Annotated in this window: 10 protein-coding genes; 1 reads left to right on the plus strand and 9 read right to left on the minus strand. The window is 38.1% G+C overall.

Going from position 1 to position 17,677, the window contains the following annotated elements:
- Positions 1–33 precede the first annotated feature (33 nt).
- Together QNI15_RS03760 and QNI15_RS03765 are read right to left on the minus strand one after the other, a co-directional pair.
- On the minus strand, positions 34–603 hold the full coding sequence (locus QNI15_RS03760) for a hypothetical protein (RefSeq protein WP_314030583.1): 570 nt from the start codon (positions 601–603) through the stop codon (positions 34–36).
- Positions 604–617: 14 nt separating this feature from the next.
- The gene (locus QNI15_RS03765) at positions 618–1,724 is read right to left on the minus strand and encodes an RHS repeat domain-containing protein (RefSeq protein ID WP_314030913.1); all 1,107 of its coding nucleotides are present in this window, start codon (positions 1,722–1,724) and stop codon (positions 618–620) included.
- Positions 1,725–1,816: 92 nt separating this feature from the next.
- On the opposite strand from QNI15_RS03765, the gene QNI15_RS03770 reads away from it, so the two are divergent.
- Complete coding sequence (locus QNI15_RS03770) at positions 1,817–2,008, plus strand: hypothetical protein (protein WP_314030585.1); 192 nt, start codon at positions 1,817–1,819, stop codon at positions 2,006–2,008.
- A 513-nt stretch (positions 2,009–2,521) separates the two neighbouring features.
- On the opposite strand, the gene QNI15_RS03775 is transcribed toward QNI15_RS03770, so the two are convergent.
- From QNI15_RS03775 to QNI15_RS03805, 7 genes are all read right to left on the minus strand, one after another.
- The gene (locus QNI15_RS03775; RefSeq protein ID WP_314030587.1) at positions 2,522–3,148 is read right to left on the minus strand and encodes a hypothetical protein; all 627 of its coding nucleotides are present in this window, start codon (positions 3,146–3,148) and stop codon (positions 2,522–2,524) included.
- A gap of 6 nt (positions 3,149–3,154) precedes the next feature.
- The gene (locus tag QNI15_RS03780; protein ID WP_314030589.1) at positions 3,155–4,150 is read right to left on the minus strand and encodes an RHS repeat-associated core domain-containing protein; all 996 of its coding nucleotides are present in this window, start codon (positions 4,148–4,150) and stop codon (positions 3,155–3,157) included.
- A gap of 205 nt (positions 4,151–4,355) precedes the next feature.
- Positions 4,356–4,925, minus strand: coding sequence for a hypothetical protein (locus QNI15_RS03785; RefSeq protein WP_314030591.1), 570 nt, complete (start codon positions 4,923–4,925; stop codon positions 4,356–4,358).
- Between the two features lies 1 nt (position 4,926).
- Entirely contained in the window at positions 4,927–10,425 is a 5,499-nt protein-coding gene (locus QNI15_RS03790) for a DUF6443 domain-containing protein (RefSeq protein ID WP_314030593.1), read from the minus strand.
- Positions 10,426–10,517: 92 nt separating this feature from the next.
- On the minus strand, positions 10,518–12,272 hold the full coding sequence (locus QNI15_RS03795; protein ID WP_314030595.1) for a hypothetical protein: 1,755 nt from the start codon (positions 12,270–12,272) through the stop codon (positions 10,518–10,520).
- A 125-nt stretch (positions 12,273–12,397) separates the two neighbouring features.
- Entirely contained in the window at positions 12,398–13,624 is a 1,227-nt protein-coding gene (locus QNI15_RS03800; RefSeq protein ID WP_314030596.1) for a hypothetical protein, read from the minus strand.
- Between the two features lie 129 nt (positions 13,625–13,753).
- Entirely contained in the window at positions 13,754–17,194 is a 3,441-nt protein-coding gene (locus QNI15_RS03805) for a hypothetical protein (protein WP_314030598.1), read from the minus strand.
- Between the last annotated feature and the right edge of the window lie 483 nt (positions 17,195–17,677).

Raw genomic sequence — 17,677 nt, forward strand, 5'->3', positions numbered from 1 at the left:
TTGTATAGAATCCTGAAGAAAGGAGGTAAACATTTATTTTTTTTTCTCCCGATTATCTACGAGTCGGAAGTGATTGTCTATGATCTTATAGGTATGGGTAACTCTTTTCCTCTCTCTTTCAATATGCTCACAATCTAGTCCACCACAAAGAAAAAGCCCATAATCTGAAGTTAACGTGTATATATTGTTTTCTTCTTCACAAAAAGTAGCAATAGGATCTGATGATTTTATTCTTAATTTAGAGACTACTTTATTTTCTGATACATCATAAATACAGAGATAGACATCTTCCCAGTTAGTCAAATAATTTGTAAACCGATAAGTTGGCATATAGGTATCCTTAATAGATAGCAAGTAAAACTGTTCATTCAGCTTTTTTTTATATCCATAAAAATAGTGATGGGCTACATTATAGACTGGTTCGTTTACCTCATTGGTTGCCATCAGTAAATCCAGATCTTGTTCGCTGATTGGATTAGTATTGGGAAAAGGTACTGCCATTTTATCCTTTGTCTCTATAAACTTGTCTAAAATAGATGGCAAAGCTTGTTTACAAGAAACCAAGACAATAAAAAGGAGTAAAAATAATGTTGAACGCTTCATAGTGGTCTATTTTGTTAATAATTAGGTCGAACTTCTGTTAAAATATAAGGGAGGCCTGTACCATATGTCGCATGTGAAGGGCCATTTATAGGTGGATTGGTGTCATCAATGAAATACCATTTTCCCTCTTCATCTGTTTTCAGATAAAATCTATTGGCTTGCAGATTTGTTGCTTGCTTTTCCATCTCAGCAAAGGATCTTTCTTTAAATGTTCCATATTGAAGGTTATCCGTATAATTATCATAATAGGAGAAATATTCAACATATTTTCCATCAATTTTTTCTCTTCCCATACCCACGATTGTTAGGTAATGATTTGTTGCAACGTTTAAATTATCACCTTTATACTCATGGGGATCAGAATTATGATCTGCACCATACTGGTACTCATACATCACACCAATCATGACAGGCTTTCCAGCTTTTAAAGTATTTATCAGAACATTCACTCCTTTTTGAAGATCTACAGCTGTTGTTTTATTTCCGGATTCATCTTGTCTACGCTTATGTATATACATATTTATTGTCTTTGTGGCACCAGACGCTCTTGCATTTGCCTGAGCATTCTGCTCTTTTGCACATTCATTACAATTCCGATGTTTTGTAGCATGGAAATTAATCCATTTTTTCCCTTTTAATACATTTTCAACTTCAGTTACCGCACTTAAATCAGGTTTCTTTTTTCTATTATCATCATCATGCCCATTCGGATAAGCAGTTTTGAGCATTCCCATGATGATAATGATCTCACTTGGATCTGATATGATCCTGCCATCCTCAAACATACCATCCGGATCAATAAATCGTAGTGGGTTGTTGAATGCATACCGGTAAGGAGTCCATCTGCGTGCTTGTTCTGCCATTGGGTCAACTACATGCCATCTGCCAATCTGTGCATCATACATCCTGGCTCCATAGTCGATCCAATTCAAGCCAAACTCTTCCTGCTTTTCCTTTCCGTTATACTGAAACTTATCATTAGGACTACCCTGTTTCTCAATGCCAGCCAGATTCAATCCCCACGGATCATAATGATTTTCCTGAACGATCAGATCTCTTGAATAGCTAATCTTGATATCATCAAACCAAACGGGTCTTTCACTTTCATTGGCTACCAGAATCTGTACATAGCCGTCTTCTGTGGCTACATGGGATAAGTATAACTCTTCCTAGCCTTCTGAAGCAGCTTGCGTAATTTGGCGGATTGGATAGTATGAAAAAGGAGTTATATGTTACAAATCCTCCGATGAGTAATACTAATCAGGAATCAGCACAGGAAATGATTAGTGATAAGGAATTGCTTTCTCAATTTAAACGATTGGAAGCTATACCCAATGAACCGAAGAAGATTGTCAAGGAAATGATTGAAGCTTTTTTACTTAAAACGGAATGCAACAAAAGTTGAGCGTAAATTAGGAATTTAGTTAATTAGGATATTTAGGAAAAGATAAGTAAGAAGAAGAAAATAAATGCATAACATCTTATCTTAAACACACTAGTTTACAGCAGATTACATCTCAATAATCAAATACTATTTTCTCTTACAGATTAAAACATATACATTAGAAAATAGAGGCCATTTTTAAAAGTAGTATATACAATTAAAGACTATGACAAATAAACAGGACAGATATATCGTTTGTTAATGTAGACTATATTTAGCCTTTATATTTAATTCTAAATGATTTTTGTTTTCTAATACAAAACTGGTTTAAAATCAATTTTAAACCAGTTTTGTATGTCATGCTAGAGTTACATTCTATTTAGCTCTACGTTAATAAATCCTATCTTCAACAACTGCTCATAGAAATGAGGGCTTTATATGAATCTAGTTATCTGACATTTATGATAGTCAAAGTTATTATTAAATGTTTAGATAGAGTCTACGGTATTTTATAGGTAATTGACAGATTAGAACTTAATATTGATCAGTTTTTATACAGTGTGCTAGAGTATCTAATTTAATATTATACTTCAAAAGTATTTCCTGTAGAGAAGTTTTGTTTTCTATAGTTGAAAATCCCTCATAAATCATTTGTCCAGACATAGCATAAATCCCAGTGAACTCTGGACATTCTGAACCGTTACAATAATCTGATCCAGATACTAGATAATAGTCCGCTGTTTTCGTTTTGTATAAACAGATTTCATATATAGGAGTTTGCAAAGCATTTAACTTATTTTTATGTATGGTTCTTTTTTCTATATATCTGAAAGGCAACTTATAATCCTTAATCACTTTATCATGATTAAGAAAATATAATTTTTGATGTAAGATAATGGGACTACTATAAATATCTTCTTTATAATCAACGATATCCAATGTATCAGTAGAAAAACGAGTTTCTAGCCTTAAGGAATAGACGTTGTTTTCTAGCGTTTTTATCACAGTTTCTTCTGAAATAGAATTTACAAGATTAGTCTTTGTTGTTTGCTTGAAAACTACAGAAGTGCCCTTAGTAGATTCATTTTTACATCCTAAGAGTATAAATAAAACTACAGCTATAATCAGTTTTGCTTGTGAGAGATAATTAGTATTTAGCATAATTATTTATTTTCTTAATAGTTGACCAACGGGAGTAGCAATCGTTGACTTTCCTGATAACTCTTGTGCTCTTGCTGAATTAAAAACTTTTTGTAATTGAGGAGCAGTCCAATGTTGTAAAGATGTCCACCTACTTGAAGTTGTATTTTTAAAATCACCCATATCTCCCGATGTTGCGGCAGCATAACTAGAAGAAGTCATATTCTTTACTGCCGCCTTATCTTGATTTTGGGGGCTAAAATCAGCTTCATTGTAGAATCTTTTGAGAAACTGATATGCGCCTGCTGCTGATCCCCCACTAGAAGGATTTGTTCCTGGATGTTTATTGTATGCATCAGGATTTTCTTCATATGAATCTTCTGTGAAGTTTTTACCATGATTCCAACTATTGTAATCTAAGGAAGGATTACTACTTCCGGCTTCTGTTTGCTTTAATGTTGTAAGAGAAGCTCTTAGATTTAATTCTTCATTAGTTAATCCTTGTACTTCGACTTGATCTTTCACTGCCCATTTTATCACACCATCTCCTTTAACTAGTTTACTGTTATCTACTACATAGACTTTATGATCATCTTTTCCATCATTTTTTAGATGTTCCCCTGTTGAAGAATATATATCACCAGGAACCATTCCATCTGGGTCAATGAAACGCATGGGATTATCAAAGGCATAGTTATAGGGAGACCACCGACGCATAGAATCTGCTTTTGGATCAATCACATGCCATCTACCTAACTGTGCATCATACATCCTGGCTCCATAATCCATCCAGTTCAACCCAAAATCCTCTTGCTTTTCTTTCCCATTATATTGAAACTTATGATTCGGATTTCCCCCCGTTTCAATACCAACCAGATTGAGTCCCCATGGATCATAATGATTTTCCTGGACAATCAGATCCCTGCTGTAACTAATCTTGATATCATCAAACCAAACCGGACTTTCACTTTCATTAGCTACCAGAATCTGCACATACCCGTCTTCTGTGGCTACATGGAACAAATGTAGCTCTGCTCATAAATGAACTCGAATATTGAAGCTACAAATGTTATAGAGAATTGTTGAAATGTATCTTTTTTAAAGGTTTAAAGATCATTTTTCTCATAAAAAAAGGTCGAAATTTCTCCCGACCACATTTTTTAGCTAGACTAATTTTTAATTTCAAATTGTACTTTTAATACAAAAGACTTTCTTCTATAGAAAGAAGCTATAGGCGAGGAAAAAACCATGAATTCATTTTTTCTACAGGAAGATGTACAGGTTTTACAATTGAATTAATAATTGTATATAGGGATCTACGAGATTCTTTTTGTTTTAAAAAATAGTCTTCTATATGCCCATAAAAATCGTATTCTGTATCATTAAATTTAATAACTGGAAAATATCTTTCTCCTATCTCATCTTTAACTAATAAAAGATCCCACTCTCCATTAACTTCTCTACGAATAACTTCACCGCAATATGCCAAAATTGCAAATTTCATGTCTGCAGCAAAAGAAGAATCTTGATTAAAAATGATATTCATCATCTTTTCAAGCTCAGCTATGCTTTCTAATTTTCCATTTAGAATAACAGAATCACTTTGTAGTTTTTGTATAAGCAGATTATTATAATCAGTTATTTTATTTAAAAAATCAGGCTCAACACCATCCGAACGATTTATCTTTATACAATCATTAAAGTTTTCAGATATGCTCATTTTTGAAATATTGTTTTGAGAATACGATTTGAATATAGTAAAAAAAACAATTCCGATTAATAAAATGTAGTTTTGCATATTATTTTTTCCATTTTAAGTCAACAGCTTTAGTAAAACCCAATACTGTTCCGATTTCAACACTTCCTCCAAATTGCCCAAAAGAACCATGTGGAACAGCGTAATGGATATATGCTTTTTCAAAAGCAATTTTTCCATTGGAATATAGTGTTGGATGAATCATTATAACATTAACACCATACTGTTGGGCTTTTTGTCTCAAACTGACAGGAACGCCATACGGAGTGATTAAAAATAGTGTTGCATTTCCAAAGCTTTTTGCGGGGCTCCTACTCAGAACTTCTAACATCGCTAATAATTGTTTGGGATTATCTTCACTATAATTCTCATCTAAAAGGGTACCGCCTGATTTTGTATCATAAAACGCACTATTTTCCACTCGGTTCTTCATTGTGCCAAACCAATATGTCGCAGTAGGCCCAAGACCATCAGGTCTCACAAACTCTTTTCTAACATTGCTTTGAAACTCTAAGGTTTTAAAGTTATTATCCTTGGTTGGCTTGTCATTGTACTTGACCCACCCTTGTGCAGCTTCAAAAAATGCATTTTCAAAAACATCTCCAATTTCAATTAAATCAGTGACACCATTTCTTTTAGCAATTTCTCTTAGTTTATCAACAGTTAATGGCTCACCTTTTGTACTAGAATAAGTACCTATACTATAGTAATTCTGTACATAATCCCAATTTACTTCGGTACCATCCTCTTCTTCATAACGTTTTGTACCCCAATTATATGAGGGTGCCATACCATCCGGATCAATGAACCTTATTGGATTATCAAAAGTATATGTATAAGGGCTAAATCTTCGCATTTGGTCAGTTAATGGATCAATAACATGCCAACGACCGAGTTGTGCATCGTACATTCTTGCGCCATAATCCATCCAATTGAGACCTAACTCCTCTTGCTTCTCTTTACTAGTATATTGAAACTGATAATTTGGATTCCCCTGTGTTTCAATGCCGACCAGATTGAGTCCCCATGGATCATAATGATTTTCCTGGACAATCAGATCCCTGCTGTAACTAATTTTGATATCATCAAACCAAACCGGACTTTCACTTTCATTAGCTACCAGAATCTGCACATAGCCATCATCTTGTGCGACATAGGATAAATGTAAATCTTCCCAACCCTCTTCTGCTGCCTCAGTAATTTGACGAATCCTGGCTGATGTTAGCTGATAGTTTTTATCATAGATGAGCATTTTTAGATATCCTACCGGCTCTGATCCTGCCTGTGGCATCGCAAAATTATGACTGAGTCCTATCTGTAAATTAGTAAAAATATTTTTATTAGTTTCACTACCCGTTGCAGGGGTTGAATTGGCAGTATTACCTAGTGAGGCAAACAAACCTACTGGAGTACCCGAAGAACTATTGGATGCATAATTAGCAAATGCCTCTGCATCAATTTTATCTCCTTTCTTTACATACAACGTTTTCCATGGTCCCAATGCGGGAGCAGTTGTAGGGGAAGAAGCAGAAGAATAGAGTTTAGCAGCTTTATTTCCAGTACGAGCCCTTTCCCCATTACGAGTAGTAGCTAGATTCTCAAACTGGCTTTCTTCGTACTCCTTGCGAGAATCTTCCATTGTGGCATAAAAAGGAGCGATACGTGCAGCTTCCCGGAGAGCTACTCTCAGGTTACCTAAATGATCCTGGTAGTGGTATTCATAGGCAAAATCGGTAGTTCCTACCAGTTCGGGAGGTAAAGCTCTTCCTTCCGCTGTAGGTACAAACTGCAACTTTCTGCTTTCATACACCATCCCTGCTATATAATCCGTGTTAACAGTTGTACTAGTCGTCTTTTTATATTTCACACCCGCTGCGGTATAGAAATAGGTTATCGTATTTCCATTCTGAAATTGAATGTAAGTAGGCAGATTTAACTGATTATAGAGAATGCTCTGAATGCCTTTATTGGCATCAGCGAACATATTTCCCGCTTCATCATAGTCATATTCCTTTGTTGTTGAAAGATTGGCTACATCTTTAAAATCTCCGGCTAAACCCGTATTTTTATACTGGCCATCATCCGCTACATTAAACAGACGATTGCCCTGATAATAATAGGATAATTTATCCACTTCTCCCCAACCGGTGGCACTGCTAGCTGTTCCGGCAATCATTCCCAGCCGGATAAGTTTCTCAATATTGCCGTTTTTGTCATAGGAGACCAGTGGCATATCATAGTGTTCTCCACTCTTAGTAGAAGCATAGGTAGCAGAAGTGATACGGTTCATCCCGTCATAGAAGTAATTGTAACTTCTTTCTATGCCATCTGCTTTGGATATCCATTTTTGGGAGGAGATATTTCCGTTAAACTGCCCTTGGCCACCCGAAAGCGGATTAGTATAGGAAAGGGCTAACGCAAACTTATCATCACTATCGCCTCCTGCGAGCGTACCTCCATTAATAGCAGTCATCCAACCCCGGATATTATAACTGTAGTCGACAGTTTGCAGTGCGTTTCCTTCTGAAGAAGTACTACCATAGGCAGGCGAATATTGACCTAGCTTTTTTTGTATCATTTCACCAATGGCATTGTAGGTAATAGCCGATAATTTTTCTTCTACGCCGGTGCCTATTTTCTGGTAGGAAGCTGTGATTCTACCCCCATGATCATACTGATTGCGGGTACGAGTGGTCAGTGTCTGCCTACTCTGATCCAATACATCCGGATTCTGATGTCGGGTAAAGGTTTCGAGTATTTTACCTGAAAAATCATAGCGGCTAGCTGAGATATCTATTCCTCCCTGATGATTCTCAGCCAACGTCTGAATCACCCGCCCATAACTGTCATAATAGATTGTACTCATGAGCCCTTTTATGGTCTGTCCGGTAGGTGTTTCCAAAAGGCTTGTATAAGTACCCGTTGTTTTCCCGCGAAGCTCATTATCTGCACTCGAGTTAAAGTTTGCCGGAATTACCTGAGTGTTATAGGCCAGGCTAGTTACTTCAGGTAAGAAATTGTAATCGTCATAAAAGGTGATGATTTGTGGTATAAAACCTGTTTTAGGAAAAGCATCGTGACTGTACCCTGTGTTATTGGCAGAAATTTCAGAAGAGGTAATTCTTTCTGTACTACGAGTCTCCCATAGCTGAGTTTGACCATTAACCTGATCCTGTAAATCCAGGCGGGTAACTCCAGGTGGAGCAATCCAGGTTCCTGTGATTACTACCCGACCAAAGGCATCATACTTGGTAAAACTCCATTGATTAGTAATTCGATCCTGAGCAAAAGAATTGGGTTTATATCCAAGGGCAGAACCTTGTAAAGCACTTTGAGTCAATACCAGTTCATCCCGCCTATTGTAAACCATCTGGGAAAGTCCACCTCCCGGTACTTGTTTACGGATTAAGCGCTTACGCTCATCATAGTCATAAGCAAAAAGCAATTGTTGGGTAATCGGATCATTAAACCCAACCGAATACACACCTGACTGCTCAATCTGATCCGTGGCTTTGGGAGGAATAACATAGCGCAAAAGACCAAAATCATCATAGATATAATAGGTGGTAGCCCAACCAGAAGTTTGTGATTCGGTTAGATTTGTTAATGAGGCAGGGCTACTACTACTTTGTACCCGTTTACACACTAGCTGGCCTTCTTTGTCTTTGTATTCTATTGTTTTTTTACCATGTTCATCTGTGGCTTCTACAACAGAAAGTTGTCCCTCACTTTGCCCATTCGTAGTCACAAGAGAATAATAGCCAGCACTCCCACTCTGACTTGAGGCGATGCCACTAAGGGGATCATAACTCCATAAACGCACTTCATTTTCAAAATTGGTTCGCTCTGTTTTGCGTGCAATTTTATTCTCGGTAGCATATAGATCTACTCTGTTATTTATCTGCCAGTCTGTACCTACAGCCCCTTGAGCCAGCACCCTGTTTAAGGGAGAGTTTTCATAGACTGTTTCAGCATAGGCAGGTCCTTCTCCTTTTAACTGGTCGTAAAACAGTTTCTGATTGTTTACAGCATTTGACTGAAAATGAAGTTGGGGGTTGGAGGCATTAACTGCCGATGCGGCATAGGGCAGATATTTGAGAACTTCCCGGCCAAAATTATCATAAACAACCGGAGTGACTATATCACTGCGTTCTCCATTCACTTCCGGTGCGGCTTGTACTGCCACTGATTGAATCGGCCTTCCCAAACCATCCACATAGGATATTTTCTGAGAGAGATCTTTGGCTGAGAGGTTCTTAATCGTATTCTCATCGGTTTGTCCTTCTTTGAGAATGGTGTTTTCCACTACAAAGTTGCGATCGGTTTCAGCTGGCAATCCTACCGAAGGCAGGGCTTCCTGTACGGTGATGGTTACGGTTTCAGCCAGGGTATTGTCATTTTCAAGCTTTACCTTGTAGCGATACGTGCCTGCAGTCTGGGGACAGATAGGAATGCTCCCATCTGTCTGGGGAGTTAACACTGTGGTCTGTCCTTCTTCCTGTGTCCAGGTAAGAGCGGCATTGCTTGTTTTCAGATTCAGTGTGGAAGCGATCAGCACAGCTCCATTGTAAAGCGTTCCGGTAATCCCACCACTTACACTATTGGCAATCGTAGAGCTCACAGGTGAATCATCCATCGACCAGTAAGCAACCAGATTGGCACTGGCAGGATCTGTTTTCTGCTGATAAGCGGCCTGAATATCGGCCTGACTTCTGTCGGTATTCCACACTCTGACTTCATCGATCTGTCCGGCAAAGTAATAGGCATTAGTCCGCGCTCCAATCACAAACGGTGTCGTATTATCTATTGTGGTAGCTGTTATACCAGTATCATAGGAAACGGTAGTAGTTTGTTGGACTCCATCGACATAAATCTCACTGCCGGCAGCCGTACCGGTTCCTTTATAGACCCAGGCTACATGATGCCACTGGCCATCCGCAAAACTGTTCTGGGTAATTTCCTGAAATCCATTGGTAGATACGGTGTTCAAAAGATGAACGGAAAGTTTGCCACTGCTGATATAGAGGTTATAACCCCGATAAGGAGCTGTATTCTTCATTTTAGCCACGATCATCTGAGCAGCAGCCGAAGAGGTTTTAAACCAGGCTTCAATGGTAAATTTCTGATTGTATTCAAAAGCAAGCGTTGAAGCAGTTCCCATGCTCAAAAGGTCATTGACTCCATCCAGTTGCAACGCATTGCCAGCGGTTGAACTGGCGGTGGCAGAAAGGGAAGCACACTCTCCCACTGAAATGACCTGATTGGCCACGGTGGTAATCAGGGCTTTTTCCTGTGCAGGCAGCTCCCCACTCAAAGGTGTGACAATCTGCATATCCAGATCCGCTCCAGCTCCAATACCCAGCCCGGAGTAGACATTGATTTTCTCACTGGCACGGGCCGGAGACTGATACGAGTTCAGATTCAGCTCTTTGGGTACACTTTGAGCATAGGTAGCCCATCCACTCCCCAATAAGCTACTGCACAATAAAACCAGCATAAGTATACCCATTCGGTAACCTTGCCAGGAAAAAATCGGTTTCATACTAACTTGTATATACAAAAACATAGAAGATCAATAAGGTTGTAAAGGATAAAGAATCAGACAGGCAGTCTATCAAGCTTTCTATCTGAGAACTACTGGCTTTTTACAGTCTGATCTTTGACTTGAGTAGCCATCTGAATGGTTCCTGAAGAAGCCCGGTTACGAATCAGCGCTTTATCGGTAAACACATTCCCACCTGTGCTGACATTGTCCCCTGCCACTGTTTTGGTGAAAGTGGAGGACTTTAAAAACTTACCTCCATTAAAATACAGATGGGGAGCTGTCACTGTCAGCGGACCTTCACTGACAAAGCCAGTTCCAAAATAGGCCGATGTTGTGCCTGTCAGCGTTAATTGCCTCTCAGTAGTTCCCTTGAAAACAATCTTTTCCAACTGCAATCCCCCATACAAACCAGTGGCATCCAGGATAACACCTTCACCTAATGTGGTTACTGCGCCATTGGTACCAAAACGCATATTGTACCCTGATCCTGTCAGAATCAGTTTCTTATTAAACACATCCGCTGTTGTATTGGCTGAGATATTAAACGTATACCCATTGGCACCATTGTTTATCGTAACTTCTTCATTAAACACAGAGCGTACAGTCGTATTGCCCAATCCACTGATTGTCCAGCCTATTCCCATAATATAAACCGGTCCGTGAAAGGTATTGAGCAAAATGCCATCTGAACCAATATTGACCGGATTGGCAACAGGTGTTGGGATGTTGGCTGTCGGTGTCCAGGAAGTAGTCCAATCGCTGGCCCGGGCAGGATTGGGCACTCCATTGACCCAGGTACTTCTCTGCAGGATCGCTCTTCTAAAAAATGTGCACCCCTTATAGGAAAGCTGATAACCTGCCAATCGCACATCCCCATAAAACACACAATTTTCCAGCGTTACCCATCCTCCGTTCCCTCCCCCTGGTAATCCGGCTAGTTCGATCAGTAGAGGATCGGTTGTCTGACTGATGAAATTAGTCAGATACAAATAGGGTTGCACCCCTAACTGACCAATTATCAGTTTACCTGTCGCCTCCTGTGTGCCATACAGATACACTCCGGCAGTGAGAATGTTGGTGGTAATATTGCCTTTGTAAACGCTTTTACCAATCACAACTCCATAATTCCAATTGGGTTTATTAATGGTAATGGTCAGGTCTTTATAGAAAGTATCGGGATAGTTCTGAGCCAGTGCCCAGCGCAACCCATCGGTCATGGTAATAGTCACATTCTCTTTAAAGACATTATTGCCATTAGCTGATTCCAGATAGCCTCCATTTTTGGTAATATTTACGATCTCATTGAAAGTGGTATTTTGCATGCCGGAAACTACGGGTCCGATCACGGTCACCAGTGTATTGATGGTAACCGACGTAGTAGCCGAGCCAAAGGAAGTAGTACCACCCAGCGCTTTAATCTCGCCTTTGGTGAGCGAAGAGCCAAACGTTCCTCCTTTGAGGGTGGTTGTCCCATTACAGGTGAGGATAAATCCAGCCAGGTCAATACTACCCGAATTAAGGGTAAAACTGTTCAGGGTTGTATTGGCCGCTAAAACCGGGTAGCGGTTCACACTCACGGTGTTAATCGTCACATCATCCGTCGAAGCCGGTACAGCCGCTGGTGTCCAGTTGGCAGCCGTATTCCAGTCTGTGCTTACAGATCCATTCCAGGTGTAAGATGCTGCCTGGCTATTAAAGGATAGCAGCAGACTCCCTAGAAGTAGTATATAAAAGAAATGGAAATAGCTTCGCTTTTGGTTTACCTGCTGGCCCTTTTGTTTAGTATGTCGTTTAATAACCGACATACTAACTGAGAAGACAGCAGAAAGAATAGGAATATACATAGTTTGTGTATTTTCGGTAGTAAGAATGGTAGTAGTAAGAATCGAGTAGTATAGATTTGTTTGTAGACTCTAACAGGTTGGAGTCAATTATCCATCTGTTCTGCATTCATCAGATTAATTAGCCATCATGCCTTTTTCAAATAGATCTTTCCATTGGTCGCTTTCAGATAAATGGTAATCTTACCTGTGCCTGCCTTATTCCAGTGACTTTCTTTACTTAGCAATAGTCCATTGGCATCTTGCTGAATTCCTTCCTGTACAGTTCCTACCTCCCATTCACTGATCATGGATGTATTTACAGAAGATATATTTTCAGAAGAAGTTTGAACCAGATGGACTTGCAGTGCCCCATCAAAACCGGAAGGTAAGGTTAGGGTAATATCTCCCTGCGCAGCGACCAGAATCAGCTTTTGCTCACTGACTGAAGAAGAAAGCGTATAAGAGATATTGCCTTTCTCGGTAACGGCACTCACAGAATTACCTAAGGCAGAACCAATAGTGATATTTCCCTGCTTAACCGCCAGGTCCACATTCTTTTTGGCTTGATCAATCTGTACATTGCCTTTTTCCAGCGCAAAGGAAGCATTCACAGGCAAGGAGCTGATTTGCAGATCTCCAAAGAGAATCTGCTGACGAAAGCCTGTGCCTTTCTGTGAGAGAAAAGCAGGTGAATACTGATAGATTACTTTACCAGTCTGACTACTAGCCTGAAGCATCCCACTCACATCTGAAAGTAGAATATCGCCTTTCTGAGTAGAGAGGCTTCCCTCTAGTGTAGCATTGGAAACAGTGCAATTACCTTCCTGCAAAGTAGCATACAGATATCCCTGTAATTGGGAAGCACTCAGGTTACCCTGCCCGATTTGCATATCAACAGTGGCATTCACTCCTGAAAGAGACACATCTCCCTTTTCGACCTTCGAACTGAGTTGGTAATTATCGGGTAAGGCAAGTTGCAACTTCTGATGAATGGCATCACTTTCTTTGGAAAATACATGCCACCCATCCATGCTTTCTAACCGGTATAAGAGTGTATCCAGCTTTTTGTCGGAAGTAGTATTGGTCACAAAGGCAGAGGCAGTTTGCTCTTGAGGCAGGGTATTAGCCTGTGTAGCAGTTAGAGTAGATGACTGAGAGGCTAAACGCATGGCCACTTTGGTTTGGGAACAACCCACCACCTGCAATCCTCCTTGCGTGCGTAGATTTACTTCAACTTTCTTTGCCGATTGGCTGGAAGATGAAATACTATCACAGGGTAAGTGATATACCCTTTTAGGCTCATGTATTTTAGCGAACACTATGATAGGCCAGAGGCAAAGTAAAATATAGATAAAGAATTTCAGTATATGCATGATAACTACAGAGGTAATAGGTAAAAGCAAAAGGATATGAGCTTCCTTGTTCAAGGAATGGTTAATCCAAAATAAGAATGAGAATAGCTGGCTAACTAGATTTATATTAGCCAGCATATAGAAAATCAATTAATCTAATGGAGCCTGCCCCTGATAATGGTAACGATATTGCTTGATGATATTCCCTTTGTGATCTTTTAAAAGATGTAGCCTTTGTAAAGAATCATACTCATAAGTAAGTGTTTTACCATCAGGCCCTGTCATTGTTTTCATTCCTACCAAAGGCAAGTAGGAATAGGTGGTTATTAATGCAGTAGGCAAATTTTGACGTAGATCATTCACTTTTTGAGTATATTTCTCAGAAGGAGTTTGCTCACTAGCATATTGATTCAATGTAAGTTGATCCAATTTGAGGGCTGATAATACATCTGAAAAAGTAGCGTTCTTAATTTCAGCAATGAGGTTGCTGGAGTTATAGCCCCACAAATAGACAATAGGTATATCATCTGTTTTTGCCTGTGAGATCAGATTGCCATACTTATTGTATTGACTAAGTAATTTAGGAACATAGAGATCACTTTTACTATTATTTTCTTTAGATTCTACAAAATTATCTATTGGTACATTTGTTTCTAAAGCATGGACTTGACCAAGAGAGATGATATTGTCATGCAAATAATACTCATTATATATACCTTGAGTAACTTTATTATTTACTTTTGTCAGCGTCTCAACAGGATATATGATCAAATTCCGATCTTGCATTTCTTTCAATATACCATTAGCAACCTTATAGTCAGATGGATAGGAATATATTTTACTTAAAGGAAGATTATTACTACTATATGCTTTTTCTTCAATAGTCTGATGATTTTTATTATATCTGTATTGTGATAAAACACGGATTTCTTTATCTGTGTCATATACTATTTCTGTTTTTTTAATCAGATTAAGATGTCCACTTTGAAGGGGATAAAAATAAGTATACACTCTCCTGGGGTCATACACCTCTTGCCTCGTTACCAGATCAATTAACGAAGGATTTTCTCCAGTAGCACAAGCAGCATAGGAATAAAAATAATCTGTTCTAAATAACCAGTATAGTTTACTCCCATCAATTCTATAATCATTTGATATTTTCTTTACAGGTGTATATGTTTCGTTTTCATACTTAAAATCTATAATCTCACTAATAGACCCATTTTTGAGACTATGAACAGAGGGTATACCTGCTATACGGATACTTCTATCATAGGAATCCTGCGTTAAATTATAGGAATAAACAGTCTTCCCCTTTTTTTTATTTTCATCATACTCAATAGTAACTTGGCTGTAACCTACTAATCCACCTTGTGCAGAGTAAGAATGAGGACTTACAGGATTAGAATATATAGATTTTGAAAAATAATCGAATGGAACAATAATTCCTTGTATACAGGCGCCACATATCAATACAGGATTATATACACAAGGAAGTTCATCAAAAGGAAATGACGTATTCGGTCGAAAACTAGGTTCTAGGAAGAAAATAGGTAATGTCATAAGCGTACCTTCTGAATAGCTCATATAACGAGCATTTGCTACTTTATTATCTTCTGTATAATTGATGATATTTTTAACACGCAAACCACCACCTATACTACGCCTTTTTGTAGGATCAGGTATCTTATATTTCATGGTTATTGTTGCCATTTTATTACCAGGGCTGCCTGGCACAAAATCATCCGGATAGTTGGCTGTAATTCTATATTTACCGGGACTTAAACTTTTATTAACTGTATATTGACAGGATATTTGAGTGGAATAAGCTGGATGATTTCTGTCAAATATATTATCATCAGATAAAATCCATTTATCTGTAGCAGGATCGTACTTTTCCAACAAACAATATATACTTCGACCCTTATATCGTACATCATCTGTATAGGGGTTGCAATAACTTGAACACATTCCACAGTTTGCCTGATCTCCACAACACAAAAGTGTTATTTCGAGTTTAACTGGATTAAGAATTTCATTTCCCGACGCATCTTTCCCTATACTCACAAGCTCAATATCTGTTGATTTAACACCCACTCCTATGTCTGCTGCCCCTTTACTTACATCTTGTGTGACTACTATCTCCCGGATTGGAGGTATAAATGTGTTAGGTTCATATGCTATGGAAGTATACCCTCCCAAAGGATAAGTGATCTTTTTTAAAATGCAAGCTTGCATATAAACGGGATCAGCCCATCTATCACCAAGTTGCTCATTAAATCCTATCTCGTTGTCTTCAAAAAAACTTGGATACAAACCAGATTGAAAATATTGTACTAATTCATAAGAAGGTATCAGACTAACATTATATTTCCCATTGTAATAGCCCCATATATCCTGAGATGAGGATATTTTACTGGGCAGAGGGGTTGAATCATATGTAAAAACATATGGTGGCAAATCATTTGTTTTTACAGATAATAACTTTAACCTTTTTCCCATATATTCAGAAGGATAATCAGGATGCACGCTTCCAGAAGGGATAATGGAAGAACCTGTATCACCACTCATAAAATAATCATAATTGAATAATACTTTTTCTAGGGGGATCGTATTTCCTTTTTGATATATCTCAACTGCATCCAGTTTAAGACCATTCTCAATATCTAATCTGGAACTGGAAATAAATTTAACAGATCCGTTGTCCGCTTGAATCTCTTCCAGATATAAGGTCTCTATTGTAGTCATATAAAGAGAAACATAAATCCCTGGATCTTCAGTGTATTTCCAGCGAGGATATGGAGTAACAATTCCAAGTCGGCTTGATCTAAAAGTATGACTACCAGTTGGTGCTATTCTAGAAAGCACCTTTCTATATTTGAACTCCACAATTTTGCCTGTTGGCGAAATAATCTTACTCAGATAATAAGTATATGAATCTGTCTGATTATCTACCCCTGATCGACCAGGGAAAGCTAAAGTAGAAGTCATGGCAATATCATTAAAAATGTAGGTAAAGCCATCTGGCGTTCTGGCCATAAAGCCATATGTGTTATAGCGACTAAATTGGATGTTATTTTGATCTAATGGAGTTAGAGGTTGATTTGTGTAAGCTCTACCTGGTATAATAAATTTTCCAGAATGCCCTAAAAAGTTGTATGAGAATAAGTCAAACTCAACACTCTTCAAGTCCCTTGAATCATGTGGAATAGTACAATCACCTCCTGTTGAAGTCAGATCTCCTCTTCGATCTACAAATACGCCATTTTCATTTTTAAAACAGGTACCATTATTAATCACATGATGAGCAATGGTATCAGTGTTTATAAAAGGTGGAAAATTAGGGTTTACCGGATCCATCATTGTTTGTGATGAATCCGGTACTCCCATAATACTTTGCACTATAGCTCCTGAGACTTGCAAATTCCAGCCTAAACCTGTCCAACTAGCTTCTTCCGTTACTTTTATGCCGCTAGTATGATAGGCCAAGGTAATGGGAATTTTGATATCACCTGACTGAAAAGTATAAATGGGTATACTTACATCTGTTGTACCGTTAAAATAAGTAATAGGAACCTCAGTAAACTTCATCAAAGAAGCAATCGTGGGTTCTGTAGGAATTACGTTATTTCTTTCAACGCTTGATTGAGCATTCGCAACAAAAGAACATGTCAAAAAAAAGCATAAATTATACAGAATCGAAAAATTCGCAAATATCTTGTTTCTTATAAATGATTTTCTCATAAAATATGATGATGGCTTTTCGGAAAAGGAATTAGGAGTAAACTATTAGGCCGCAAAGGTCTTTTAGGGATTGTTGAAAAGCAAATATTTAGTCGAAAAAAAATATTTATATTACATGTAAAAATTAGAAAAACAAAAACAAATAGGCTAGTGTCAAAAATGAATTAAAAGTAAACATCATTTACTTTTAATCAATAAATAATCAAAATTTCTACTAGTTATATGCCATAAAATCAAAAAAAATCAACTTTTCATACTTAATAGTTCATGAATATCACATCAACTAAAGCTTGAATATTTAATTTTATTTTTTCAAAGAATAGATCAAAA

The sequence above is a fragment of the Xanthocytophaga flava genome, assembly GCF_030068545.1.
In the GTDB taxonomy this organism is placed as follows: Bacteria; Bacteroidota; Bacteroidia; order Cytophagales; family 172606-1; genus Xanthocytophaga; species Xanthocytophaga flava.